General features: G+C 43.1%; 23 protein-coding genes, 1 tRNA gene and 2 pseudogenes. 20 read left to right on the top strand and 6 right to left on the bottom strand.

Annotation, left to right across the window (positions count from 1 at the left end):
* Window positions 1-19: 19 nt before the first annotated feature.
* Genes V7P40_RS04760 through V7P40_RS04735 form a run of 6 tightly spaced genes read left to right on the top strand, consistent with a single transcriptional unit; the run spans window position 20 to window position 4,283 of the window.
* Window positions 20-484 (top strand): hypothetical protein, encoded by a 465-nt coding sequence (locus tag V7P40_RS04760; protein WP_333784830.1) that lies wholly within the window; start codon window positions 20-22, stop codon window positions 482-484.
* Window positions 485-497: 13 nt separating this feature from the next.
* On the top strand, window positions 498-1,025 hold the full coding sequence (gene gcvH / locus V7P40_RS04755; protein ID WP_333784829.1) for a glycine cleavage system protein GcvH: 528 nt from the start codon (window positions 498-500) through the stop codon (window positions 1,023-1,025).
* Window positions 1,026-2,348 (top strand): aminomethyl-transferring glycine dehydrogenase subunit GcvPA, encoded by a 1,323-nt coding sequence (gcvPA, locus tag V7P40_RS04750; protein WP_333784828.1) that lies wholly within the window; start codon window positions 1,026-1,028, stop codon window positions 2,346-2,348.
* 8 nt (window positions 2,349-2,356) lie between these two features.
* Window positions 2,357-2,776 (top strand): CoA-binding protein, encoded by a 420-nt coding sequence (locus V7P40_RS04745; protein WP_333784827.1) that lies wholly within the window; start codon window positions 2,357-2,359, stop codon window positions 2,774-2,776.
* Entirely contained in the window at window positions 2,737-3,423 is a 687-nt protein-coding gene (gene thiE, locus V7P40_RS04740) for a thiamine phosphate synthase (protein ID WP_333784826.1), read from the top strand. Before V7P40_RS04745 ends, thiE begins: the two co-directional genes overlap by 40 nt.
* Window positions 3,420-4,283 (top strand): 5'-3' exonuclease H3TH domain-containing protein, encoded by an 864-nt coding sequence (locus V7P40_RS04735; RefSeq protein WP_333784825.1) that lies wholly within the window; start codon window positions 3,420-3,422, stop codon window positions 4,281-4,283. Before thiE ends, V7P40_RS04735 begins: the two co-directional genes overlap by 4 nt.
* Here V7P40_RS04735 and V7P40_RS04730 read toward each other — a convergent pair.
* The gene (locus V7P40_RS04730; RefSeq protein ID WP_333784824.1) at window positions 4,280-5,005 is read right to left on the bottom strand and encodes a flagellar hook-basal body protein; all 726 of its coding nucleotides are present in this window, start codon (window positions 5,003-5,005) and stop codon (window positions 4,280-4,282) included. The genes V7P40_RS04735 and V7P40_RS04730 overlap by 4 nt on opposite strands.
* A 123-nt stretch (window positions 5,006-5,128) precedes the next feature.
* Between V7P40_RS04730 and rpsO the strand changes: the two genes are divergently transcribed.
* The 8 genes from rpsO (at window position 5,129) to V7P40_RS04690 (ending at window position 12,954) form a co-directional block, all read left to right on the top strand.
* Window positions 5,129-5,401 (top strand): 30S ribosomal protein S15, encoded by a 273-nt coding sequence (gene rpsO / locus V7P40_RS04725; RefSeq protein WP_333784823.1) that lies wholly within the window; start codon window positions 5,129-5,131, stop codon window positions 5,399-5,401.
* Entirely contained in the window at window positions 5,401-7,479 is a 2,079-nt protein-coding gene (locus V7P40_RS04720; protein ID WP_333784822.1) for a polyribonucleotide nucleotidyltransferase, read from the top strand. The genes rpsO and V7P40_RS04720 overlap by 1 nt, the downstream gene beginning before the upstream one ends.
* A tRNA-Thr gene (locus V7P40_RS04715) sits at window positions 7,470-7,541 on the top strand. Before V7P40_RS04720 ends, V7P40_RS04715 begins: the two co-directional genes overlap by 10 nt.
* A gap of 13 nt (window positions 7,542-7,554) precedes the next feature.
* Entirely contained in the window at window positions 7,555-7,998 is a 444-nt protein-coding gene (dut, locus tag V7P40_RS04710) for a dUTP diphosphatase (protein WP_345786304.1), read from the top strand.
* 3 nt (window positions 7,999-8,001) lie between these two features.
* Window positions 8,002-9,189, top strand: coding sequence for a cation:proton antiporter (locus V7P40_RS04705; protein ID WP_333784821.1), 1,188 nt, complete (start codon window positions 8,002-8,004; stop codon window positions 9,187-9,189).
* Between the two features lie 3 nt (window positions 9,190-9,192).
* Window positions 9,193-10,590 carry a glutamate--tRNA ligase gene (gene gltX, locus V7P40_RS04700; protein WP_333784820.1) on the top strand — a complete coding sequence of 466 codons (1,398 nt, stop codon included), beginning with the start codon at window positions 9,193-9,195 and terminating at the stop codon, window positions 10,588-10,590.
* 49 nt (window positions 10,591-10,639) lie between these two features.
* A complete protein-coding gene (locus V7P40_RS04695) occupies window positions 10,640-12,529 on the top strand; it encodes a PhoX family phosphatase (protein ID WP_333784819.1) in 1,890 nt (629 codons plus the stop codon).
* A gap of 233 nt (window positions 12,530-12,762) precedes the next feature.
* Window positions 12,763-12,954, top strand: coding sequence for a hypothetical protein (locus V7P40_RS04690; protein WP_333784818.1), 192 nt, complete (start codon window positions 12,763-12,765; stop codon window positions 12,952-12,954).
* 38 nt (window positions 12,955-12,992) lie between these two features.
* Here the strand turns inward: V7P40_RS04690 and V7P40_RS04685 are convergent, their stop codons facing one another.
* From V7P40_RS04685 to V7P40_RS04665, 5 genes are all read right to left on the bottom strand, one after another.
* Window positions 12,993-14,012: an OmpA family protein gene (locus V7P40_RS04685; RefSeq protein ID WP_333784817.1), complete on the bottom strand. Its 1,020-nt coding sequence runs from the start codon at window positions 14,010-14,012 to the stop codon at window positions 12,993-12,995.
* Window positions 14,013-14,442: 430 nt separating this feature from the next.
* Complete coding sequence (locus tag V7P40_RS04680) at window positions 14,443-15,972, bottom strand: YifB family Mg chelatase-like AAA ATPase (RefSeq protein ID WP_333784816.1); 1,530 nt, start codon at window positions 15,970-15,972, stop codon at window positions 14,443-14,445.
* A 4-nt stretch (window positions 15,973-15,976) separates the two neighbouring features.
* Window positions 15,977-16,978 (bottom strand): type I glyceraldehyde-3-phosphate dehydrogenase, encoded by a 1,002-nt coding sequence (gene gap / locus V7P40_RS04675; protein ID WP_333784815.1) that lies wholly within the window; start codon window positions 16,976-16,978, stop codon window positions 15,977-15,979.
* An 18-nt stretch (window positions 16,979-16,996) separates the two neighbouring features.
* Window positions 16,997-17,659: a bacterio-opsin activator gene (locus V7P40_RS04670; protein ID WP_333784814.1), complete on the bottom strand. Its 663-nt coding sequence runs from the start codon at window positions 17,657-17,659 to the stop codon at window positions 16,997-16,999.
* 3 nt (window positions 17,660-17,662) lie between these two features.
* Window positions 17,663-18,559, bottom strand: a complete 897-nt coding sequence (locus V7P40_RS04665) for a KaiC domain-containing protein (protein WP_333784813.1) — start codon at window positions 18,557-18,559, stop codon at window positions 17,663-17,665.
* Between the two features lie 259 nt (window positions 18,560-18,818).
* Here V7P40_RS04665 and V7P40_RS04660 point away from each other — a divergent pair, with 259 nt between their 5' ends.
* The 6 genes and pseudogenes from V7P40_RS04660 to V7P40_RS04635 all read left to right on the top strand — a co-directional run.
* On the top strand, window positions 18,819-19,112 hold the full coding sequence (locus tag V7P40_RS04660; protein ID WP_333784812.1) for a hypothetical protein: 294 nt from the start codon (window positions 18,819-18,821) through the stop codon (window positions 19,110-19,112).
* Window positions 19,113-19,187: 75 nt separating this feature from the next.
* Window positions 19,188-20,414, top strand: coding sequence for a folylpolyglutamate synthase/dihydrofolate synthase family protein (locus V7P40_RS04655; protein ID WP_333784811.1), 1,227 nt, complete (start codon window positions 19,188-19,190; stop codon window positions 20,412-20,414).
* Window positions 20,390-20,962 carry a ribosome biogenesis GTP-binding protein YihA/YsxC gene (gene yihA, locus V7P40_RS04650; RefSeq protein WP_333784810.1) on the top strand — a complete coding sequence of 191 codons (573 nt, stop codon included), beginning with the start codon at window positions 20,390-20,392 and terminating at the stop codon, window positions 20,960-20,962. Before V7P40_RS04655 ends, yihA begins: the two co-directional genes overlap by 25 nt.
* Before the next feature lie 2 nt (window positions 20,963-20,964).
* Window positions 20,965-21,348 (top strand): annotated as a pseudogene (locus V7P40_RS04645) (phosphoketolase); the annotation flags it as partial.
* Entirely contained in the window at window positions 21,296-21,595 is a 300-nt protein-coding gene (locus V7P40_RS04640; RefSeq protein ID WP_333784809.1) for a hypothetical protein, read from the top strand. The pseudogene V7P40_RS04645 and the gene V7P40_RS04640, both read left to right, overlap by 53 nt.
* Window positions 21,595-22,244, top strand: a pseudogene (locus V7P40_RS04635) (phosphoketolase); the annotation flags it as partial. The gene V7P40_RS04640 and the pseudogene V7P40_RS04635, both read left to right, overlap by 1 nt.

Below are 22,244 nucleotides of genomic sequence, written 5' to 3'. Positions count from 1 at the left end.
AGCATTATAATTAATAGGAATGAAGGTCTTACTTATCTTGTACAGATCCCTTTTAGAGAAAGAGGACCTAACAGAAGATCTGAAGGATCAGGTAAATCTATTAAGTAGAATAATAGGACCTGACAGCATATACGCGGTTATAACCTCTGAGATGAAAGATCTCTTTGACAAATTTCCTGAGGTGGTGTTTATAAACAACGAAAAAGGTAGTTTTCTTTATGGGCTATACAAAGGGCTAAGGAAACTAAGAGGTAACCACGTGCTCGTTTTGGACCCTATAGAAAAGCTAACAAAAGAAAAGCTTGCTAAACTGTTAAGCGCAGGCAAAAAGAACATAGTGTCAAAAGGTGTTGCTCTGCTCAGGCTTATGGATCTTGATTACGTAATAAGAACTGTGGAAAGGTACAGAAATGCAGAGGGTAATATAGAAGATATACTTAACGAAGTTTATCAGGAATACGGGATAAAATACGAAATACTCTAAAGGAGGTCTCAAAATGGAAGACTTTTTTGTAGGAAAGTATTTAGTAAAGGCGGACAGGTATTATACGAAGGATCATGAATGGGCTTTAGTGAAGGGCAACAGAGCTTGGGTGGGTATAACAGACTATGCACAGAAGGAGCTGGGGGATATAGTTTATGTAGACCTGCCCTCTGTAGGAGAGGAGTTTGAAAGCGGGGACACGTTGGCCAACGTTGAATCTGTAAAAAGTGTCTCTCCGATTTATTCTCCAGTGTCTGGTAGGGTGATAGAGGTTAATGAAGCTCTAAACGACGAGCCTGCTATCATCAATGAATCTCCTTACGAGGACGGGTGGATTGCAGTTTTAGAACTGGCGGACGTATCCGAGGTGGAAGATCTTCTCTCCCCTAAGGAGTATGCTGAAATACTTGTGGAGTTGATATTGGAAGAGAAGGGCGAAAAAGTTACTCTACAGCTCCCAGAAGAAGAAAGCCCCATCATTGAGGAATCCTTAGAAACACTGCCAGAAGAAGATTTGAGGTATGAAGAAAAGGAACGGTAAATGTATATCCCCCACTCGGAAGAAAAAACAAAAGAGATTCTAAACACCTTAGGACTGTCCTCTTTAGAGGAGCTTTTCTCACACATAGATCCCTCCCTTTTGGAGAAAACGGAAAACCTTCCTGAACCTAAGTCTGAGGAAGAGCTAAGAAGATACTTCAAAGAACTGGCAAAACTAAACAAGCCATTGGTCTATTTTGTGGGTGGGGGAGCATATGATCGCATCATCCCATCCGCTATATGGCAGATACTAAGCAGAGGAGAGTATCTGACCGCATACACTCCATACCAAGCGGAAGCCTCTCAGGGCACCCTTCAGGCTCTGTTTGAATATCAGACGCTTGTGTGCGAGCTAACGGGTATGGAAGTAGCAAACGCCAGTATGTATGACGGCGCTTCTGCGCTGGCAGAGGCGGTGCTTATGGCAAGGGCTATTAAAGGCAGAGGCAATAAGGTTATTCTTACAGAAGGGATAAATCCTTTTTACAGAGATGTGGTAAAGACGTATCTTTTTGGATATCAAGACCTTTTGGAGGCTATTCCCCTCACCTATGAAGGAACTGTGGATTTGGAACTTTTGGAAAAGCATCTAAAAGATGGAACATGTCATGCGTTAGCGGTTCAGTATCCTAACTTCTTTGGCTTTGTGGAACCCTTAAAGGAAATTTCTTGGCTTGCCCAACATTACGAGGTGCCGTTGATAGTGGTGGCAGACCCCATAGCCTTGGCTATTTTGGAACCTCCTGGCAAGTTTGGAGCTCACATAGTGGTGGGGGAAGGACAGCAGATGGGTGTTCCATTAAACTTTGGGGGTCCCTATGTGGGCTTTTTTGCAAGCAGGGAGGAACTCGTCAGAAAAATGCCGGGAAGAATAGTGGGCTTGGCAGAAGACGTAAAGGGCCAACGCGCTTTTACTCTAATACTTCAAACAAGGGAACAGCACATAAGAAGGGAAAGGGCTACTTCTAATATATGCACAAACCAAAATCTTATGGCTTTAGCAAATCTGCTTTATATGGTCCTTTTTGGGAAAAAGGGTCTTAGGGAAGTGGCGATCCAGAGCTTGTCAAAGGCTTTATATCTGAAGGAAAAACTCTTAGAGCTGGGCTTTGAGGTGCCATACACCGGAAAACATCTTTGGGAGTTTCCAGTAAAACACCCGAGGGCAGAGGAGATCTACCAAAAACTCTTGGAAAAAGGCTTTGTGTTTGGCTTACCTTTAAAAAGGTTTGGCTACGGCGACCGCTTGCTCGTTGCAGTTACAGAAAAGAGAACAAAAGAAGATATGGACCAGCTTTTAGAGACTGTAAAGAATATGATATAATTTTTCCCATGAGAGAACTCCATCATCCACACCAAGATGACGCTCTGGAAGTTTTAAAAAGTGCAAAGGTCGTTGCGGTTGTGGGCATATCTCCAGATCCAGAAAGACCTTCTTACTACGTTTCAGAGAGGGTTATAAACAAAGGAAAGCACAGGGTTTATTTTGTCAATCCAAAGTATGCGGGTCAGGAAATACTCGGTATAAAAGTTTTGTCCTCTTTGCAGGAAGTGCCAGAGCCTGTAGATATAGTAAATGTTTTTAGAAACCCAGCACACATAGAGCCCATTTTTGAAGAAGCCCTAAAGGTAGGTGCCAAGTGTGTATGGTTACAACCCGGCTGTGAAAACCCAGAGGTTATAGAAAAGTACAAAGATAGAATAAAAGTTGTTTGGAACGCTTGCATAGGCGTGGAAGCAGGCTATCTTTAAAAGATATGAACCTAAGCGTATATTTGGTTACCGACGATGCCTTCTTCAAAGATAGGGACCTTATAAGCACCGTAGAACAGGCAATACAGGGAGGAATTACTGCCCTTCAGTATAGGTTCAAGCAAAAAAGCTCAAGGCAGATGTACGAAGAGCTTTTGGTTCTGAGGGAGCTAACCAAAAGATACGGTGTGGAGCTTGTGGTTAATGACAGAGTAGATTTGGCTCTTGCAGTGGAAGCAGATGGGGTGCATGTGGGAGAAAAGGACCTTCCGCCGGACGTGGTAAGAAAACTCGTAGGAAACAAAATGTACATAGGATACTCCGTAAATAGCTTGGAAAAGCTAAGAGAAGTAGAGCATCTGCCTATAGACTACATAGGCTTTGGCTCTATATACGAAACTTCAACGAAAAAAGACTACAAGCTTGTGGGTATAGAAGCCCTTAGGCAGGCAGTAAAGATGACTTCAAAACCAATAGTAGCAATTGGGGGTATCACTCACTACAGAGTGGCCGAGGTTTTGGAAAGCGGGGCAAAGGGTATTGCAGTCGTTTCCGCCATACTCGGGTTTGAAGACGTGAAGAGTGCTACCCAAAGCTTGGTAGAGGCTTGTAAAAGTTATTACAGAAAAAAGATGCATTCCTTATGAAAGTCCTCTACCTTTTTGACGGTTCTGCCTTCCTTTACAGAAATTTCTTTGCCCTACCGCCACTTTCCACAAGCTCGGGCTTTCCCACAGGTGCCATATACGGCTTTCTTAGGTCCATACTTTCTATCTTGAAAACAGAAAAACCATCTTACATGGCTATAGCCTTTGACCTACCCGCACCCACTCAGAGAAAGCTTACCTATTCAGAATACAAAAGCAAAAGACCACCTACGCCAGATCCTTTGAAGGTTCAAATACCGGTGATAAAAGAACTTTCTTCTTTGTTGGGTATAAAGCTCGTAGAAATGCCAGGTTATGAAGCGGACGATCTGATAGCTTATCTGACTAAGTTAGCCCTTGAAAGGGGGTTTAACGTAAAGATTTATTCTCCAGACAAAGACGTGCTTCAGCTTGTTGAGGATAAAAAAGTTATCGTGATCAATCCTGTGCTTAACGAAGTGTTTGACGAGGAAAAGGTGAAAGAAAAGTTTGGTGTGGGACCAAAACAGCTGGCAGATTACCTTGCCTTGGTAGGAGACAAGACGGACAACATAGAGGGTATAAAGGGGGTAGGTCCAAAAACCGCTATAAATATTCTTAAAAAGTATGTTTCTGTAGAGAATATACTTTCCAGATGGGACGAATTTGAGAAGGCTTTTCCGCAGGCGGATAGAGAAAAACTGAAATTAGCTTACTCTTTGGTAGAGCTAAAACCACCGGAGCATTTAGAAGTGGAGCTGGAAGATTTAAAGCTAAAAAGTCCTACAATAGACGCTCTTAAGAAAAAGCTTGAAGAGCTTGAAATGAAAAGTATATTAAAAGAGTTGGACAAAGTCTTTGGTCAGAAAAGCCTCTTTTAAACTAAGTTGTTGCTGACCTTTTCTTGAATTTGGTCCAGAGCCCTGATAAGGTTGGCATATGTTTCGTGAGCCCTGTGAGCTTCTATAAGCTTTGCCATCTCCAAAATGGCGTTTACGTTAGAATCTTCAAGAAAACCTTGCAAAACCTTAAAGTTTTGGGCTTGCTGAGGTATGCCTGTAAACAGATCCCTTCCCACCTTTTGGGGGTTAGTTAAGTTGTATATGCCCAACCTTCCAATAAGGTTCCCATTGCTAAAAATAGAGCCATCTGGTGCAAAGCTAACATCCCCCATTATCCTTATTTCTTGATTGTTCTCGTTTAAAACTCTCATACCAATTTCATTGACTAAGTAACCTTCTGCATCAATACGAAAGTTTCCCTTGCGAGTGTAAAACACCTCCTGTCCCGACCTGACAGCAAAAAAGCCCTCACCCTCAAGAGCCAGGTCCAAAGGATTGTCCGTTTGTCTGATTGGCCCCTGCGTTAGAAGAGTGTGCATTCTCTCCACTATAGGATAAACAAAATTGTTTGCAGGATTTCCTGAATCATTGTTCTCTACTCTCTGGCCGTCAGGCGTGTCCCAAACTCCAGCAAGCATCAACTCACTCTTGAAAGCAGGAGTATTTACATTGGCTAAGTTTTGGGTTATTGTTTCCAACTTTCTTTGCTGCAGAAGCATACCACTGGAAAGTATGTATATACCCTGATAATCTAGTGGCATAAACCACCCCCTTGTTGATAATATACACAGGTTTTTCGGTAAAATCAAGTGTAGTTGAAACTCCCTTAGAGTTTTGGTTTATAATTCTATAAAAATTACCAAACATTTAAGGAGGTAAACCCTATGGCCCTTCCAAAGGAGATAAAGCAGAAAATTATTGAGGATTACAGAAGGCACGATACGGATACGGGATCTCCAGAAGTGCAGATAGCCATACTTACGGAGAAAATAAACAGGCTCACAGAACATCTAAAAAAGCACAAAAAGGACATTCACTCGAGAAGGGGACTGATCGCTATGATACATGCAAGAAGGAGACACTTAGAGTATCTTAAGCAAAAAGATTATGATAAATATCTGGAGATCGTCAAAAAACTTGGGTTAAAGGTTAAATAATGGAGAGGGTAGAAGTTAAATTTGAAGATAAAGATCCAATAATCATAGAGACGGGGCACTATGCAAAGCTTGCAGACAGTGCGGTTGTGGTCAAACAGGGAGGAACTGCGGTTCTAGTAACAGCTGTTATGTCCGAAAACCCAGTACCTAACATTGACTTTGTTCCCCTGACTGTTGACTACAGGGAGCAGTCCTCCGCTTGGGGTAAAATACCCGGTGGTTTTGTAAAGAGGGAAGGAAAGCCAACAGACAGAGAAATATTGGTCTCCCGTGTAATAGACAGACCTGTAAGACCTCTTTTGCCTGAGGGCTTTCCGTATGAGGTAGTAATTACTGCCCTTACCCTTTCTGCAGATGACAAGTATGATCCCGATGTGTTAGCCATAACCGGTGCCAGTGCAGCATTGCACTTATCTCGTGTGCCCTTTGACGGACCTATAGCAGGGGTTAGAGTCTGCAGAGTGGAAGGAAAATTGGTGGCAAACCCCACTTACGAAGAGAGACAGAAGGCAGATTTAGAGATAGTCATGGCTTGCTCTGAGTTTGCCATTGTGATGGTGGAGGGTGGTGCCAAGGAGGTAGATGAGGAAACCTTTATGGAGGCGCTGTTCTTTGGCCAGTCCGCCGTAAGGGACTTACTGCAGGCACAGGATGAGCTAAGAAAAAGAATGGGCTCTCCCAAAGTTGAATTTGAAGGACTTGAGCTTCCCGAAGATCTGCAAAGACTTTTGGAAAGCTACTGCACAGATAGAATAAAAGAGTCCTTAAAAGTTCAAGACAAAAGGGAAAGGAAAAAGCTTCAGGCTAAGATCTTTGAAGATTTCATAGCAAACCATCAGGTCCCAGAGGACCAACTTTTCAAACTCAGTTATCAATACAAAAAACTCATCAGCAAGCTAATGAGAAAAATGGTCTTGGATGAGGGTTTGAGGATTGACGGTAGGGGTCCAAAGGACATTAGACCTATTAGTATAGAGGTTCATCCCTTTGAAAGACCCCACGGCAGTGCCATCTTTACGAGAGGTCAAACCCAAGCCTTTGCCACAGTTACTTTGGGAGCTCCAGAACAAGCCCAGTTGGTGGAGACCATCTACGAAGGGGAGACCTTTAAAAGGTTCATGCTTCACTATAACTTTCCACCTTTTTCCACGGGAGAGGCAAAACCTTGGGGGCCACCAAGGAGAAGGGAGATAGGGCATGGTGCCTTGGCGGAGAGAGCTCTGGAACCCCTTATTCCTCCCCAAGAACAGTTTCCTTATATCATAAGGGTGGTTTCCAATATCTTGGAGTCCAACGGTTCTACTTCTATGGCTACTGTATGCGCAGGTTCTTTGGCGCTCTTTGACGCAGGTGTTCCTATGAAAAAGCACGTGGCAGGTATAGCTATGGGGCTCATAATGGAAGGAGATCGTTATGCGATCCTTTCGGACATTCTCGGAGACGAAGATCAGCTTGGAGACATGGACTTTAAGGTGGCAGGCACAAAGGATGGTATTACCAGCGTGCAGATGGACATAAAAATAAAGGGTTTAAGCAGGGAGATTATGAAAGAAGCTCTTATGCAGGCAAAGGAAGGAAGGCTTTATATCCTGGAAAAGATGTATCAAGCTATGCCAGAACCAAGGAAGGAAGTTTCTCCATATGCTCCGAAGATAGAGATCATACAGATTCCAGAAGATAAAGCACTTGTGGTTATAGGTCCCGGTGGCAAAAATGTTAGAGAGTGGAGGGACAAGCTGGGTGTCTCCGTTTGGGTTCATGAGGGTGGCAAAACGTCTTTGACCAGTATGAGTAAAGAGGCAATCCAGCAAGTGAAAGAGGCTATAATGAAGCTTTTGGAAGAGGTGGAAGTTGGTAAAGTCTATGAAGGAAAGATAACAAGGGTAGAACCATACGGAGTGTTTGTTGAGGTCCTTGAAGGAAAGGTGGGAATGCTTCACGTGTCAAAGATGGGAGAAAGGGTCAGGGATGTTAGAGCAAGGTTTAAGGTGGGGGATCAGATAAGGGTAAAGGTCATAGGCATAGACGAGAAAGGAAGGCCAGACTTGAGTACGGTTGGTGTAGACCAGCCGGCGTAGCTCAGCGGTAGAGCGAGGCACTCGTAATGCCTAGGTCGTGGGTTCAAATCCCACCGCCGGCTAAGGAGGAATAAAATGCTGAAGGTTAAAATCAAGAGATTTCCACACTCCAAAGACTTAGCCTTACCTTCTTACGCTACGATAGGCTCTGCGGGTATGGACCTTTTGTACGCTGGTGATGAGCCAGTGGTCCTCAAACCTTTGGAAAGAGTTTTGCTTCCTACTGGCATAGCCATAGAACTGCCCGATGGGTTTGAGGCTCAGGTAAGACCAAGAAGTGGTTTGGCTATAAAGCACGGCATAACTATCTTGAACGCTCCCGGCACCATCGATCCAGACTATAGAGGAGAAATTAAAGTAGCACTTATAAACTTGGGGCAAGAAGATTTTCTCATAAAAAGAGGGGATAGGATAGCCCAGCTTGTTATAGCTCCTTTTGTTAAGGTCCTCTGGGAAGAGGTTCTGGAACTAAGTCCCACTTTAAGGGGAGAAAACGGTTTTGGGTCCACTGGGTGGTAAACCATGGAAATACACTACGTTTTGCTTTACCTTGCCATAATCCTCTTCAGTGCAAGGATCATAGGGGACACCTTCGCCAAGTTTGGTATTCCCGCAGTTTTGGGGGAGATATTGGTAGGTATCCTTCTTGGCAAAAGCGCCTTAGGTCTTATTGAACCAAATCAAATAATAAAGGTCCTTGCGGAGCTTGGAGTGATACTTTTGCTCTTTCAGGTAGGATTAGAGGCGGACATTCACCAACTTAGAAAGGTGGGCATACACGCCATTGTAGTTGCCACAGTAGGTGCTTCAGCTCCCATGGTCTTAGGTTTTCTTTTTAGCTTTTATGTTCTTGATTTGCCTTTCCTGACATCCCTTTTCATAGGTGGCACCTTAACCGCCACGAGCATAGGAATAACAGTCAGAGTTTTGGAAGATTTGGGTAAGATGAAAGAGAGGTTTGCCCAGATAGTGCTTGGCGCCGCAGTCTTGGATGATATATTCGGCGTTATCGTTCTTGCAGGATTGTATGAGCTTTCTAAGGAAGGTATGGTTCATGTGGATGCACTGTTTCTTCTAATACTATACATAGCCTCCTTTTTCATACTATCTCCTATACTGGCTCAGATTTTGGCAAGGATCATTCAGATACTTTCCAGAAAGCTTGGGACTATGGATTTTGTTCCACCTGCGGTCTTGTCTATGGTATTTTTCTTTGCCTTTTTGGCGCATGAGGTGGGTTCTCCGGAGATCTTAGGTGCCTTTACTGCGGGACTTGCTCTTTCCAGAAGGTTTGCCCTTCCCTTTGCACTGTTTTTGAAAACCGACGAGAGAATGGCAGAAAAGATAGAGCATTCTATATTACCTTTGGTTTGGGTTTTAACGCCCATTTTCTTTGTCTACGTTGGGCTTCAGTTAAATCTAAAGGCCATAGATTTTAGCTCTCCTAAATTTTGGACCTTTGCTATTGTGCTTGGCTTAATTGCCATTTTTGGTAAAGTTATCTCTGGGTTTTTTATACCTGGAACTACGAAAGAGAGGCTTCTTATTGGTTTTTCTATGTTGCCCCGAGGAGAGGTGGGTCTGATCTTTACAGAGTTTGGAAGACAAGCTAAGCTCTTTGATGATACGCTGTATGCGGTGGTTATATTCGTGGTGGCAATAACTACCTTAGTATCCCCCATAGCCCTTAAAATACTTGCCAAGGATTAAAGCATGATAGTTAGCAGGTTTGCACCAAGCCCTACGGGCTATCTGCACCTTGGCAACGCAAGAACTGCCATATTTAGCTACCTTTTTGCCAGACATCACGGTGGTAAGTTTATCCTTCGCATAGAAGACACAGACAGAGAAAGATCTTCCAAAGAGTTTGAGGAGATGCTCCTTAAAGACTTGGAGTGGCTTGGCATAGAGTGGGATGAACTTTACAGACAATCGGAAAGGTTTGATATATACAGAGAATACGCCCTCAAGCTAGTAGAAAGTGGCTGGGCTTATCCCTGTATATGCACACCGGAGGAGTTGGAAGAAGAAAGAAAACTGGCTGAGGAAAAGGGCATTCCCTACAGGTATTCGGGCAAGTGCAGACACTTAACCCTGGAGGAGGCCAAAAGGAAGGGACTGCCCTATACCATAAGGTTCAGAGTACCAGAGGGAGAGGTAATCACCTTTGAGGATTTAGTAAAGGGACCCATATCCATAAGTGCAGATGATTTTGGAGACTTTGTGATCGTTCGGAGCGATGGCACGCCTGTTTATAACTTCGTGGTGGTTGTGGATGACGCTCTGATGGGAGTTAGTCACGTAATAAGGGGAGAGGACCACATTCCAAACACTCCCAAACAGATACTTATATACAGAGCTTTGGGCTTTGAGATTCCAAAGTTTGCTCATCTGCCAGTGATCCTTGGACCAGACAGAAGTAAGCTTTCCAAAAGACACGGTGCAGTTTCTGTAAAGAACTACCGAGAGGAGGGCTTTCTGCCAGAGGCAATGTTTAACTACCTTTGCCTTTTGGGATGGTCTCCGCCAGAGGAGGGAAGGGAGATATACTCAAAGGAAGAGTTAATAAAACTCTTTGACCTAAAGGACATAAACAGCTCCCCTGCGGTCTTTGATGCCCAAAAACTAAGATGGATGAACGGAGTTTATATAAGGGAGGTTCTCTCGGTTGATAAGCTTGCAAACTACCTGACACCTTTTTTGAGGGAGGCAGGATACGAGTTTGAAGATGAATACCTTAAGAAGGTTCTGGAAAAAGCCAGGGATGCCTTTGAGACACTATTGGAAGCAGTGGAAAAGCTAAGACCTTTCTTTGTGGATGATGTGGTTTATTCAGAGGAAGCAAAGGCAGTGCTTGAAAACCAAAGTGCGGTGCAGGTTTTAAACTACGTGCTTTTGAAGTTAGAAGAAGGAGAGCTAAACGCACAGAGGATAAAGGAAGTAGCGAAATTGGCCCAAAAGGAGCTTGGTATAAAGGCAAAGGACTTTTGGCACACTCTCAGAGCTGCCTTAACTGGGGAGCTGGAAGGTGTGGGTGTGGATATTCTCTGCGACGTGGTGCCAAAGGAGAGGATAATCTACAGAATAAGAAGAGTCTTAACGATTTTTTAACAAAAGTTAGTTAAAAACACTTACATGAAAAAAAGTTGGAGGTGCTCCCATGAGAAAGTTGGAGTATTTTGGAGACATTTTTCTCTATGCACTTAACAGAAGGGACCTATTAAAGTTTGCCGCAGCTTCCATAGTTCTTTACTCCTGCGGTGCAACAGACGGTGCAACAGAAGAAACCAGGCCTTCTACCCTAACCTACAACACCCTCTATCCCAACACCGAAGACAGAATAATGATTCCAGAGGGCTACGATCACAGCGTCCTTATCAAGTGGGGAGATCCGTTGGACAACGGACCAGCTCTTGACTGGAACAGAGTTTACGGCGCACCCACCGAGGAGGACATAGAGAGACAGAAGCACTGCTTTGGATACAACTGTGATTATGTGGGCTTTTTCAAGTTAGACCAAGATAGGGCCCTTTTGGTGGTAAATCACGAATACACAAACCCTGAACTTATGTTTTCTAATTTCAACACACCTACCGAAAATCAGTCCCGACTTATGCTATACGCCCACGGTGTATCTGTTGTGGAGATAAAAAGGAGTGGGGAAAAATGGGTTTATGTTAAAGGCTCCGCTTATAATAGAAGGATCACGGGAGAAACCGTCTGCTATATATCCGGTCCAGCAGCAGGACACAGACTTATGAAAACCTCCTATGACCCAACGGGAACCTTTGTTAAGGGTACTTTAAACAACTGCGCTGCGGGGAAAACGCCATGGGGAACAGTTTTAACCTGTGAAGAGAACTTCCATTCATACTTTGCTGGCAACAGAGACCAACTCACCGATGATCTGGTTAAGAATATACACCAAAGATATGGAGTTCCAAGCAGTTTCTCCGCGATTTACGGTTTTCACAACATAGACAATAGGTTTAACATAAATCAAGAGCCCAACGAAGCCTTTAGGTTTGGGTGGGTGGTAGAGATTGACCCTTACGATCCGAGCAGACCGCCAGTAAAGAGAACAGCCCTTGGAAGGTTCAAGCACGAAGCAGCAACCACGGTTGTAGCTCCAGACGGTAGAGTGGTGGTATATATGGGAGATGACGAAAGGTTTGAGTATGTTTATAAGTTCGTCACCAAAGGTAAGTATAATCCAAACAACAGAGAAGCAAACTTTGGGCTGTTGGACGAAGGGACCCTATACGTGGCAAGGTTTAAAGATAACTTCACCGGGGAGTGGGTCCCAATAGCCACGGTGGAGGGAGGCAGAATAACACCCAATCCGAACCTACCACAAGTATTCAAGAATGATCCAGTGCTCTGCTTTATAAACACCAGAGGTGCAGCGGATGCCCTTGGAGCTACCAAGATGGACAGGCCAGAGGACTTTGAGTGGAACCCAGTCACAAAGAGTGTATTCGTTGCTCTAACTTACAATGAGAGGAGAGGGGCAAGCGGTCAGCCCTCCACCGACAGAGCAAATCCAAGAGGTCCAAACTACATGGGACACATCGTAGAGATCATAGAAGAGGGCAGAAATCCCACTGCAGAAAGGTTTACATGGACTATACCCCTGCTGTGCGGAGACCCCAACTCAACAGATACCAACAAAAAACTTGTAATATACGGCCAAACTGCAACTTCAAATGTGCCAGCAATATCTGCACCTGACAATTTTGCTTTTGACAAAGCAGGAAACCTTTGGATAGCCACAGACGGAAACCCAAGCAGAGACAGACTCCAGAAAAATGACGGAGTATACACCCTAAACATGCAAACTAAAGAGCTAAAGATGTTCCTATCTGGAGTTCCAGGCTGTGAAATATGCGGTCCCGAGTTTTCCGATGATTACAAAACCTTTTTCTGTGCCATACAGCACCCTGGAGAAGGTGCTCAAACAAAATGGCCCTATTTGGGTGATGGTGTGGTGGTCCCAAGACCTTCTGTAGTGCAGGTATGGAGAAAGGATGGCAAAGAAGTTTATCTGTAATTTAGATCCAGGGGAGAGGATGGTGGAATGGGTTAAATAAGTAGGTGCGCAATGGAGAAACAAAAGGATGCGAGATGCTTAACAGATTTTAATGCTCCACATAGCCAGAAATCTAATTAGTATATAAGCCTGACTGGACGAATGCAGACCTTGTTTTTGCGATAGTGGATGAAATTCAGAACATTGCGGGCAACAGCGGAGGTTTTGCATTAATAATACAAATAGGCAGAGAGATGGCAAAGGTTCTAATGTCCTCTTCCAGCAGGGAAGAATGGGAAAAGTTGTTTAAAGAGTCCCTAAGAAACTTTGGCTTTGCGGACGATGAAAACTCCGCACAGATATGCAATTGCATTTTTTACGAAGGACATCTAAAAGAGAAAGGCCCGTTGAACACTCAATTTGTTGGGCTGGCTGGGGTTTTATAGAGGCTTTTATTAAAGAACTTGATAATGAAGTTTATTTATTAGTCCCCACCTACCTGTATGACTATAAACTCAGTCCTCCTATTGGTGAGCCTACCGATAGGGGTAGTATTTTCTGCTATATACTTCTCTTTTCCAAAGCCTGCAACCTCTATCCTCTTTGAGTCTATACCGTGCTTTACGAGGTAGTCTTTAACTGCCATAGCCCTTCTTAGCGCAAGTTTCTCGTTGTACGTTTTACCACCTATGTTATCGGTATATCCTTCAATTCTTATGCTGATTTTTGGATTTTCCTTTAAAGTTCTAACCACTTCGTTTAACAATGGGATATACTCTCTCTTTATGTTAGCTTTATCAAAATCAAAATGAACCCTTGCACGAACCAATAGGGGCTCCTCTACTTTCTCAACCTTTTCCGCGACACCTTCCGGAATATTTGCTAAGGGTTCTTCCTTTGCTTCTGGCACACTGGGGAGTTGTATTTTACCTACGTAACACTCAAGTGATTCTTTCTTTGATATATCTACCTTTTCTTTAGCCATTAAATAGCTGGAAAGATAGCTATTATATAGAGTTTGCAAAAGAGAATCTTTTGGTTTATCTTTTGAAAGTTCATAAACTATAGCCTCGTAATAAGCTTCTGCATAAGCCAGTTCCTTAGGAGCGCAGTTAAACGCTTTATCATCCCTGATTTTCTCAAGCGCCAACAAAAGGCTATTTGGATCTATAACTTGCCTTCCTTGTCCTAGTTTTGCGCTTTCCAATTTATCAAGCACCTGACTTCCCTCTATGGCCTTGGATGCAGAGTTCATACTCTTTATAGCAAATATCTTAGAACCCAACTCTTCCATTTCTGAAGCAAGCAATACAGATATATCTCTATAAGCTCTTGCCTTCTCAAAGTGATAGATAGATTTATCCTTACCCCCAGCCTTATATGCCGTTTCTATGAGCCTTTGGGATTCATTAATACCTTCAGAAACTCTAAAATCTAAGCTATTAGCAACTACCCCAGAACACAAGAGTAAAGTCAGAGCGTTTATTAATATTGTTTTTTTCATAATCCTCCTCCTTATAGTATAATAACTATTATAAACCTGGGTAAAAAAATCTACCTTATATTTTTTCAGCAAGAGCGGCTTTGTCCAATAATTCTCGGAGGCTGGTTTCCCCAGAGCAGGCCAAGGTTCTGTGAAGGGAGCCAATGGAAGGAATCCTAAACAGGGGCTGGGTAAAACCAGTCAAAGTCCTTGGCAAGTTCTGGGGAGTGTGGCTAAGGTTTTGCCGAGAAACCTTTCCCCTCTGAAACCGTTATTGAAGAGCAGGTTAGTTCCCGCTCTGTTTGCTGGGGCGACACTCGGGAATGCCGGGTGAATTGTTAAGCAAAGCCGTAAGAGCTGCGTATTGATGGAAAATAGCTGATGCTTTCCCTATTAAGTCCTTGCCAATGGAAAGGACGGAGGATAGGGTAAGAACTAGGAAGGAGATGGCTCATAGCAAATTAGAAGTTAGTAACTTTTCTTCAATTTTATAGTGTATAGCCTCTAAAATGTGATCCTCTTTTATTTTTTCTTCTCCATCCAGGTCTGCTATTGTCCTTGATACTTTTAAAAGCTTGCTGTAAGACCTCCCACTTAGATGAGTTTTACTCATAACTCTTTCAAGAACTTCTTTTGCGCTCTTGGTTAGCGTGCAGTATTTTTCTATTTCCTTTTCTGTCATGTGGGAATTGAATTTGGTCTTTGAATTTTTAAACCTTTCCTTCTGGATCTGGTAAGCTTTTATAACTCTCTCCCTAACTTCCTTTGAGCTTTCACCAACTTTTGGGTTTATAAGGTCCTGAACTTCAACGGGTTCTACCCATACCTTTAGGTCTATTCTGTCTAAGATGGGTCCGGAGAGTTTGGATTGGTAAGTCCTTATCTGGGAAGGGGAACACGTGCAGGCTTTGTATGGATTGCCGTAGTTGCCGCAGGGACATGGGTTTGTAGCACCTACAAGGATAAAACTAGCTGGAAAGGTTATCCTTCCGCCTACCCTTGACACGGTCACGTACCCATCCTCCATAGGTTGCCTTAGAGATTCTAAAGCTTTTCTGCTGAACTCTACCATTTCGTCCAGAAATAGCACACCTCTGTGAGCTAAGGAAATTTCTCCAGGCATGGGGTTGCTACCACCTCCTATCAGCGCTATTTCTGATGCGGTGTAGTGGGGAGATCTAAATGGTCTTTGAACCATAAGTCCTTCTTTTAATATCCCAGCCACGCTGTATATCTTGCTTACTTCCAATGCCTCTTCCAACGTCAAAGGTGGGAGTATAGTAACTATGCGCTTTGCTAACATGCTTTTGCCCGCTCCAGGTGGTCCTATCAGAAGCAAGTTGTGCATACCTGCGGCGGAAATTTCCAAAGCTCTTTTTGCTTGATACTGTCCTTTTACGTCTGCAAGATCTATGCTGTAGTCAAAAATCTTAGACAGAAGCGTGTTTAAATCAACCTTTTCTGGTTGTATATTCTCTTCCCCTCTCAAAAACCTAATTAACTGCTCCAAAGAGCCCACGCCAAATACATCAACCTCTTGAACTACAGCACCCTCTTTTGCGTTCTCCTTTGGTACGATAAACCTTTTGAAACCCTTCTGCTTTAAAGACAAGACTATGGGAAGTATTCCATTAACAGGATTTACCTTTCCATCAAGGGAAAGCTCTCCAACTATAACGGTGTCTTCGTCATTGTCTATAATACCTGCAAGCTTTAGTATACCAACCGCTATGGGAAGGTCGTAAAGTGTACCTTGCTTTTTTAGGTTAGATGGAGCCAAATTTACCGTAATCCTCTTGGCTGGAAGTTGAAAGCCAATGTTTTTAAGAGCGGACCTAACCCTGTCCTTTGCTTCGTTTATGGCTTTGTCCGGAAGCCCAACTATGTTAAACTGGGGAATGCCAGACGCTAAATCAACTTCCACATCAACAGGAAAGCCATCAATTCCAAGAACTCCCCCACTTTTTATCCTACAAAACATATATCTAAGATTTGCTGGCTATGTATAGCACTAAGTCCCTGAGCCTACAGGAATAACCCCATTCGTTGTCATACCAAGCACCAACATGAACCATGTCTTCTATAACTTGAGTTAGCCCAGCATCGAATATAGAAGAGTGCTCGTTCCCCACTATGTCTTGGGAAACTATGGGATCTTCTGTGTATTGAAGAATACCTTTTAGTTCTTTTTCTGAAGCTTTCTTGAAAGCTTCGTTTACTTCTTGCACGCTGGCGGGCGGTCTTTCTACTATTACGGTTAAATCTACAAGGGAGCCATCGGCTACTGGGACCCTTCTTGCGGTGCCATCAATTTTCCCTTTAAGCTCCGGTATAACTTCCCCTATAGCCTTTGCAGCTCCTGTGCTGGTGGGTATTATGTTTATTGCAGCAGCCCTTGCCCTCCTTAGGTCCTTGTGCGGTAAATCCAAAACCCTTTGGTCGTTCGTATAGGCATGAACAGTTACCATATAACCCTTCTTTATTCCAAAGTTTTCGTGAAGGACCTTTACTAAGGGAGCAAGACAGTTGGTGGTGCAGCTGGCGTTAGAGATAATAAAGTGTTTTTGTGGATCGTAATTTTCATGATTGACACCAAGCACTATGGTTACGTCTGGATTCTTGGCTGGCGCGGATATGATAACTCTTTTTACAGTATCCCTTAGGTGAAGCTCTGCCTTTTCCCTTGATGTAAATGCACCGGTTGATTCTATTACAATTTCCGCACCTACCTCTCCCCAAGGTATAAGGCTAGGATCCTTTTCAGAAAAAACTTTTATGCTCTTTCCGTTCACTATAAGCTCTCCATCTTCTGCTTCAACTGTGCCATCAAATACGCCATGGACCGAATCGTATTTAAGAAGGTAAGCAAGAGTTTTCGTGTCAGTCAAATCGTTGATGGCTACTACTTCAATATTGTCCTTTTGTAAGCAAGCCCTTAAAAAGGACCTTCCTATCCTACCAAACCCGTTTATAGCAACTTTTACCATAAGGTAATATTATAAACTTTATTGGTTAGCTTCCGAAATAACAAGCTTTATCTCGTGTAAAAGCGAGGCAGGCGTCTTTATTGGATAGTGAAGTCTTTCTACTATTTCCTCCGCTGCATGATCTTTTATTTTTAGACCTTTCAACCTTTCCTTGAGTACAGAGCTTTCTTGGATTGGATACTTCACACCTTTTAGATGTTTTAGCACCGCGTAAGCCCATGGCACTTCAAGGGCTTTACATACCTCCTCCGCAACTATATTGCAAAAGCTTATAAAGACCTCTGATTCTTGTCCCTCTGTGATTAACTTGTAGGCAAGTTTTGCCACTCCACCTGCGGTATGCACTCTTAATTCCTTTGCCTCCTCTTTTGTTAGCTCCTCCAACTTCTTTATTTTTTCCAAAGCAACCGTTGGATCCGCCCTTAGTATACCTCTTACAGTGTTCTTCGTAAGGCCAACCATTTGAGCTATCTCTTCATCTGTTTTCAAATACTCGTTTTTTAGCACTACTACAAAAGCTGCCCTTGCCATACTTGGAAGCCAAGTTAGCGTTTTATACTCCGCCAGCCTTGATAGCCCACCTAGTAGATCGATGGCTTTGAAAAACACCCTGGCGGTCAAGTTTTCCAGGTTCCTCACGTCTACTTGTTGCTCTGGGACACCAGTAATTTCAATGACCATAGTTTAACCTCCTATGGGTTCTTTTATTTTTATCAATCCGGTTTCGGTAATCTCTAAGAAGTGGGTTTTTGTGTCATGTCCAGACATTCTACAACCATCTATCCTAAAAAGTCTAACTATGTCTCCCAAAGGTTTTTTGTAAAGCTTTGCCTTAAAGGAAGAGTCTATAAGTTCTTTAGCCACCACCATAGTGCCATCTACTATATGACTTACTGCATATCCTCCCGCCGCCTCTGCGGTAAGCTCCTCATGCCCACTCCTCTTCTGAGATACAAATATAGCTGTCTGATACCATTTTTTCATAAAGTTGTATAATCTTCTTACCACAGCCCTAGCCATCATTTCCTTATTTTCAAAGAGACCTGTCACCGAGTCTATTATGGTAAATTTGACCTTGTAATTTTTTATCACGTAAGCTAAAGTGTCCAGAAGATCAGGTATGTTTTCTCTTAATTTTGTAGAAGACGCAGCATCTATTAGAATTATGTTGTCTTGGAACTGGTCAAAATTTAAGCCCATAGCAATAGCTCTTAATTTCAAAGAAGCTACTACGAAATTGGCAGGAGATTCAACGGTTATAAAGGCAACTTTATCCCCTTTACTAGCTCTGTACACCGTAAATTGCTCCGCCATTAGTGATTTTCCAGTGTCTGCAACTCCAGTCAAGTTTAAAACTGAGTATGCAGGAATGCCTTTTAGTGATTCTTTTACCAACTTTCCATTTCTGTCCCTTACTATAAAAAATAGATTGTCTAAACCCTCAATGCCTGTTTCCACACCGTATATTTCTGGAGCCTCTTTTAAGGCTCGGGAACCTGTGTAGATCACCGATAGGTCAGGACCCTGTTCTACCTCCGATTTTTCGGATTCCCCAACTCTCTCCTGGAACTCTCCGTACATTTTATACCCCTTTTGTAATAATATAAACCACAAGGGAGATTTAGAGTACTTTGCAGTGTTGGTAAAACATGAAATAGGAGAGCTGAAAAGGATCAAAAGAGAGCTTAAGTTGGTAGATTTCGTTCCAGCGGTAGAGAACTTTTCAATAGCCGTTCAATCTTAATCATCTTCTGGGACAAATTTATTTTAGCTTTTCTACTGTTCTTTGATTTTCTACTCAAACCGTGTTATGTTTATCTATGTGGATAGGAGTTAAAGAATGAAAGAACAAATTCTTAGCTATGAACTAACTCTTCCACAGAGAATTTATCCCCACCTTGACGGGCTTTCTTCTGTCTTTAAAAATATAGCATTCCGCCTGACAAAACCCAAAGCCCAGAGGGCAGAGGGTATTCCAGGCAGGCTTCCGTCCCGTCTGGTGCAGGTGGAATGGAAAGCTCTTTTAAGTTTTATTTCTTTCTCAAAACTTCTTGCTTGGCTCCGAATAGTTGAAACTTCTCAACTCAAACTCAAGAAACTACTCAAATGGGTAGGTTCGGATAAGATAGACTGAGGAAAAATGGGACGGATATTACAAATTCCTCATTTCTCACCCAACGTGTAACGTGTATAATAATATATCCTTTCTATGATTCTTTACGAGCTTTACAAAGGCAAAGATTACAAGATAGTTCCCACATTGGACAGAATTCAAAAGGCGGTAGATTATCTTGGACTGAAAAACCTCTGCTATACACCCATCCTTGTAGGTGGTACAAACGGCAAAGGTTCTACTTGCGCCTTTTCAGAAAGCATTCTGAGACGTCACGGTTACAAAACAGGCTGGTTTGTATCGCCACACCTGTTTGACGAAAAGGAAAGGTGGAGAATAAATGGACAGAAGATTTCTGAAGAAAAACTAAGGTATTATGTAGGTGATTTAAAAGCTGTTTTTGAAAGGTTTGAACTAACTTACTTTGAAGCATGCACGCTCATAGCCCTTAAGTTTTTTCAAGACGAAGAGGTAGATTTTGCGGTTTTTGAAGTTGGTATGGGAGGCAGATGGGACGCAACCAAAGTTTGTAATCCTTCTGCCTGCGCAATAACCAACATCCAAAGAGACCACACCAAATGGCTTGGGAAAACTCCTGAAGAAAGAGCAAGGGAAAAGTTAGGCATATACACCCAAGGCAAACCAATAGTTTTAGGAAGTCCAAGGTATCCCCTTTATCCCTTGGCTTTAGAACTTTGCAGAAAAGAGGACCTTCTGGTAGCTGGGATGGACTTTTTCGCTGAGGGAAAGGTGGAGGGTATGCAAACATGGCTTAAGAAATTTACATCGGACTTTTTTCAAATAAAAGAGACAAAACTTAGCCTTTGGGGAAAGTGGCAGATAGACAACGCAAGCATAGCCATAGCCCTTACAGCTCAGGTTATAAAGTTGAAGGAAGATGCGGTAAGGTTAGCCCTTGAAAGCACCAGATGGGAAGGGAGAATGGAAGTAATCAAAAAAAACCCGCTTTTGGTCTTAGACGGCGCACACAATACAGATGGTGTAAAATTTGTGATAAATCAGCTAAAAGCAAGTGGGATAAAACTTGTGCCCGTCTTTACGGGCTTGAAAGAAAAAGAATGGAGAGATTCTATGAAAATTCTCAGAACCTTTTCAGACAAGATATACCTATTGGAACTAAGCCATTACAGGGGTGAGAGTCTATCTGAGCTGGTAAAGGAAGCAGAAAAGCTGAGGTTCCAAGAAATAATCACCTTAAACTCCCCTGCAGAAGTGCTAAACTTAGAGGAGGATGCTTTAGTCTTAGGTTCTCTTTATCTGTTGGGCGAAGTAAAAGGATGCATAGAAACCAGCAAGAAGTGAAATTTTTTGGATCCTTCAGAGGGAATTTTCCAAAAGATCAGAGAAAGCACGTGGTTTTTGTGGGAAGATCCAACGTAGGAAAGTCTTCTCTAATAAACATGCTGGTTGGTAAAAAAGTAGCTTATGTCAGTAAAGAGCCTGGTAGGACTAGAAGCATAAACTTCTTCCTTTTTGACAAAAATCTTTACTTGGTAGATGTGCCGGGCTATGGATACGCAAAGGTATCTGGAGAAGAAAGAGAAAGATGGAAAGAGATGATTGAAATGTACTTTTCAGAGTGCAAAGATAGAATAGCGCTCGTGTTCTCACTTATTGACAGCAGGCACGGACCCACACCTTTGGATGAGCAGATGCTACGCTTTCTTGAAGGGTATCAATATGTGGTGGTTCTTACAAAATGTGATGACGCTAGCCAAAAGGAGCAGTCTGAAACTATAAAAAAGGTCAGATCTTTAACAAACGCTCCCATAATCCTTACTTCCGCAAAAGAGGGAAAAGGCAGAGAAGAACTTTTAAAAACCATTAAAATGATCAATGGGGAGGTGTAAGTATGGATCTTGAAACTGTAAACTTATACTGGAGGGCATGTTGCTATCTTTCGGCTGGGATGATATACCTTTGGGACAACGTACTTTTAAGGGAACAATTAAAGCCGGAGCACATAAAGAGGAGACTCTTGGGACACTGGGGTGCAAGCCCAGGCATAAGCTTTATTTATGCGCATACCAACAGGGTGATAAAGAAATACAACCTTGACTGCCTGTTTGTGGTGGGACCTGGACATGGCGCACCAGGATACATAGCACCCATCTACCTTCAGTTTAGCTTGGATGAGGAGGGAATAAAAAATCTTTTTAGGGCCTTTTCCTTTCCCGGAGGACTTGGTAGTCACTGCACGCCCGAACTTCCCGGATCTATCCAAGAGGGTGGAGAGCTTGGGTTATGTGCTTTCTCACTCTTACGGTGCTGTCCTGGACAATCCAAACCTACTGGCGGTTGCGGTGGTGGGAGATGAGGAAGCAGAAACGGGACCCCTGGCAACCTCCTGGCACGCCAACAAGTTTATCAATCCACAGAGGGATGGCATAGTCCTTCCGGTGCTTTTGCTCAACGGCTACAAGATAAACAATCCAACTTTGCTATCAAGGATAGAAGAGGAAGAACTTCTGAGCCTAAGGTAGTGGTTGCAGAGGAAGTTATGCAAGCCCATCAGAACATGGCGGAAATCATGGATTGGGCTGTAGAGAGGATTTTGGAGATTAAAAATACTAAGCCTTTAACCAGACCCTACTATCCCATGATAGTACTAAAAACCCCTAAGGGCTGGACGGCGCCCAAAAAGGTTGGGAAGCATTATATAGAGGGATACTGGAGAGCTCATCAGGTCCCACTCTCAGACGCCCGAACTAACCCAGACCATCTGAGGGTGCTGGAAGAGTGGCTAAAAAGCTACAAACCGGAGGAACTCTTTGACGAGAAGGGAAAACCGATAGATAAGATCTTAGAGAACGTGCCAGAGAAAAGGATGGGGGAAAGTCCCTACGCCAACGGAGGACTGCTCAGAGTTCCTCTAAAGCTTCCACCCATTGAATGCTTTGGAGTGGATCCAACGCAGAAGGTTGAAAATACGAAACCCTTGGGGGCTTTTCTGAAAGAGGTAATAAGGTTAAATCCAAACAACTTTAGGGTCTTTGGACCAGACGAAACTCATTCCAACAGACTTTACGACGTCTTTGAGTTTGGAAAGGCTTGGATGGCAAAAACCTTGCCGGAGGACGAAGACGAAGGATACCTCAGCCCCTTTGGAAGGACCATAGAAATGCTATCCGA

Origin of the sequence: Thermocrinis sp. (assembly GCF_036781485.1) — a bacterium.
Taxonomy (GTDB): Bacteria; Aquificota; Aquificia; order Aquificales; family Aquificaceae; genus Thermocrinis.
Note: the sequence above shows the minus strand (reverse complement) of the source record. Positions and strands in the feature narration are given on the sequence as shown.

What these genes read in the sequence shown, in the direction of transcription:
- V7P40_RS04760 (WP_333784830.1), top strand. Translation starts at nt 20, where the DNA reads ATGAAGGTCTTACTTATCTTGTACAGATCCCTTTTAGAGAAAGAGGAC.
- gcvH (WP_333784829.1), top strand. Translation starts at nt 498, where the DNA reads ATGGAAGACTTTTTTGTAGGAAAGTATTTAGTAAAGGCGGACAGGTAT.
- gcvPA (WP_333784828.1), top strand. Translation starts at nt 1,026, where the DNA reads ATGTATATCCCCCACTCGGAAGAAAAAACAAAAGAGATTCTAAACACC.
- V7P40_RS04745 (WP_333784827.1), top strand. Translation starts at nt 2,357, where the DNA reads ATGAGAGAACTCCATCATCCACACCAAGATGACGCTCTGGAAGTTTTA.
- V7P40_RS04735 (WP_333784825.1), top strand. Translation starts at nt 3,420, where the DNA reads ATGAAAGTCCTCTACCTTTTTGACGGTTCTGCCTTCCTTTACAGAAAT.
- V7P40_RS04730 (WP_333784824.1), bottom strand. Translation starts at nt 5,005, where the DNA reads ATGCCACTAGATTATCAGGGTATATACATACTTTCCAGTGGTATGCTT.
- rpsO (WP_333784823.1), top strand. Translation starts at nt 5,129, where the DNA reads ATGGCCCTTCCAAAGGAGATAAAGCAGAAAATTATTGAGGATTACAGA.
- V7P40_RS04720 (WP_333784822.1), top strand. Translation starts at nt 5,401, where the DNA reads ATGGAGAGGGTAGAAGTTAAATTTGAAGATAAAGATCCAATAATCATA.
- dut (WP_345786304.1), top strand. Translation starts at nt 7,555, where the DNA reads ATGCTGAAGGTTAAAATCAAGAGATTTCCACACTCCAAAGACTTAGCC.
- V7P40_RS04705 (WP_333784821.1), top strand. Translation starts at nt 8,002, where the DNA reads ATGGAAATACACTACGTTTTGCTTTACCTTGCCATAATCCTCTTCAGT.
- gltX (WP_333784820.1), top strand. Translation starts at nt 9,193, where the DNA reads ATGATAGTTAGCAGGTTTGCACCAAGCCCTACGGGCTATCTGCACCTT.
- V7P40_RS04695 (WP_333784819.1), top strand. Translation starts at nt 10,640, where the DNA reads ATGAGAAAGTTGGAGTATTTTGGAGACATTTTTCTCTATGCACTTAAC.
- V7P40_RS04690 (WP_333784818.1), top strand. Translation starts at nt 12,763, where the DNA reads ATGGCAAAGGTTCTAATGTCCTCTTCCAGCAGGGAAGAATGGGAAAAG.
- V7P40_RS04685 (WP_333784817.1), bottom strand. Translation starts at nt 14,012, where the DNA reads ATGAAAAAAACAATATTAATAAACGCTCTGACTTTACTCTTGTGTTCT.
- V7P40_RS04680 (WP_333784816.1), bottom strand. Translation starts at nt 15,972, where the DNA reads ATGTTTTGTAGGATAAAAAGTGGGGGAGTTCTTGGAATTGATGGCTTT.
- gap (WP_333784815.1), bottom strand. Translation starts at nt 16,978, where the DNA reads ATGGTAAAAGTTGCTATAAACGGGTTTGGTAGGATAGGAAGGTCCTTT.
- V7P40_RS04670 (WP_333784814.1), bottom strand. Translation starts at nt 17,659, where the DNA reads ATGGTCATTGAAATTACTGGTGTCCCAGAGCAACAAGTAGACGTGAGG.
- V7P40_RS04665 (WP_333784813.1), bottom strand. Translation starts at nt 18,559, where the DNA reads ATGTACGGAGAGTTCCAGGAGAGAGTTGGGGAATCCGAAAAATCGGAG.
- V7P40_RS04660 (WP_333784812.1), top strand. Translation starts at nt 18,819, where the DNA reads ATGAAAGAACAAATTCTTAGCTATGAACTAACTCTTCCACAGAGAATT.
- V7P40_RS04655 (WP_333784811.1), top strand. Translation starts at nt 19,188, where the DNA reads ATGATTCTTTACGAGCTTTACAAAGGCAAAGATTACAAGATAGTTCCC.
- yihA (WP_333784810.1), top strand. Translation starts at nt 20,390, where the DNA reads ATGCATAGAAACCAGCAAGAAGTGAAATTTTTTGGATCCTTCAGAGGG.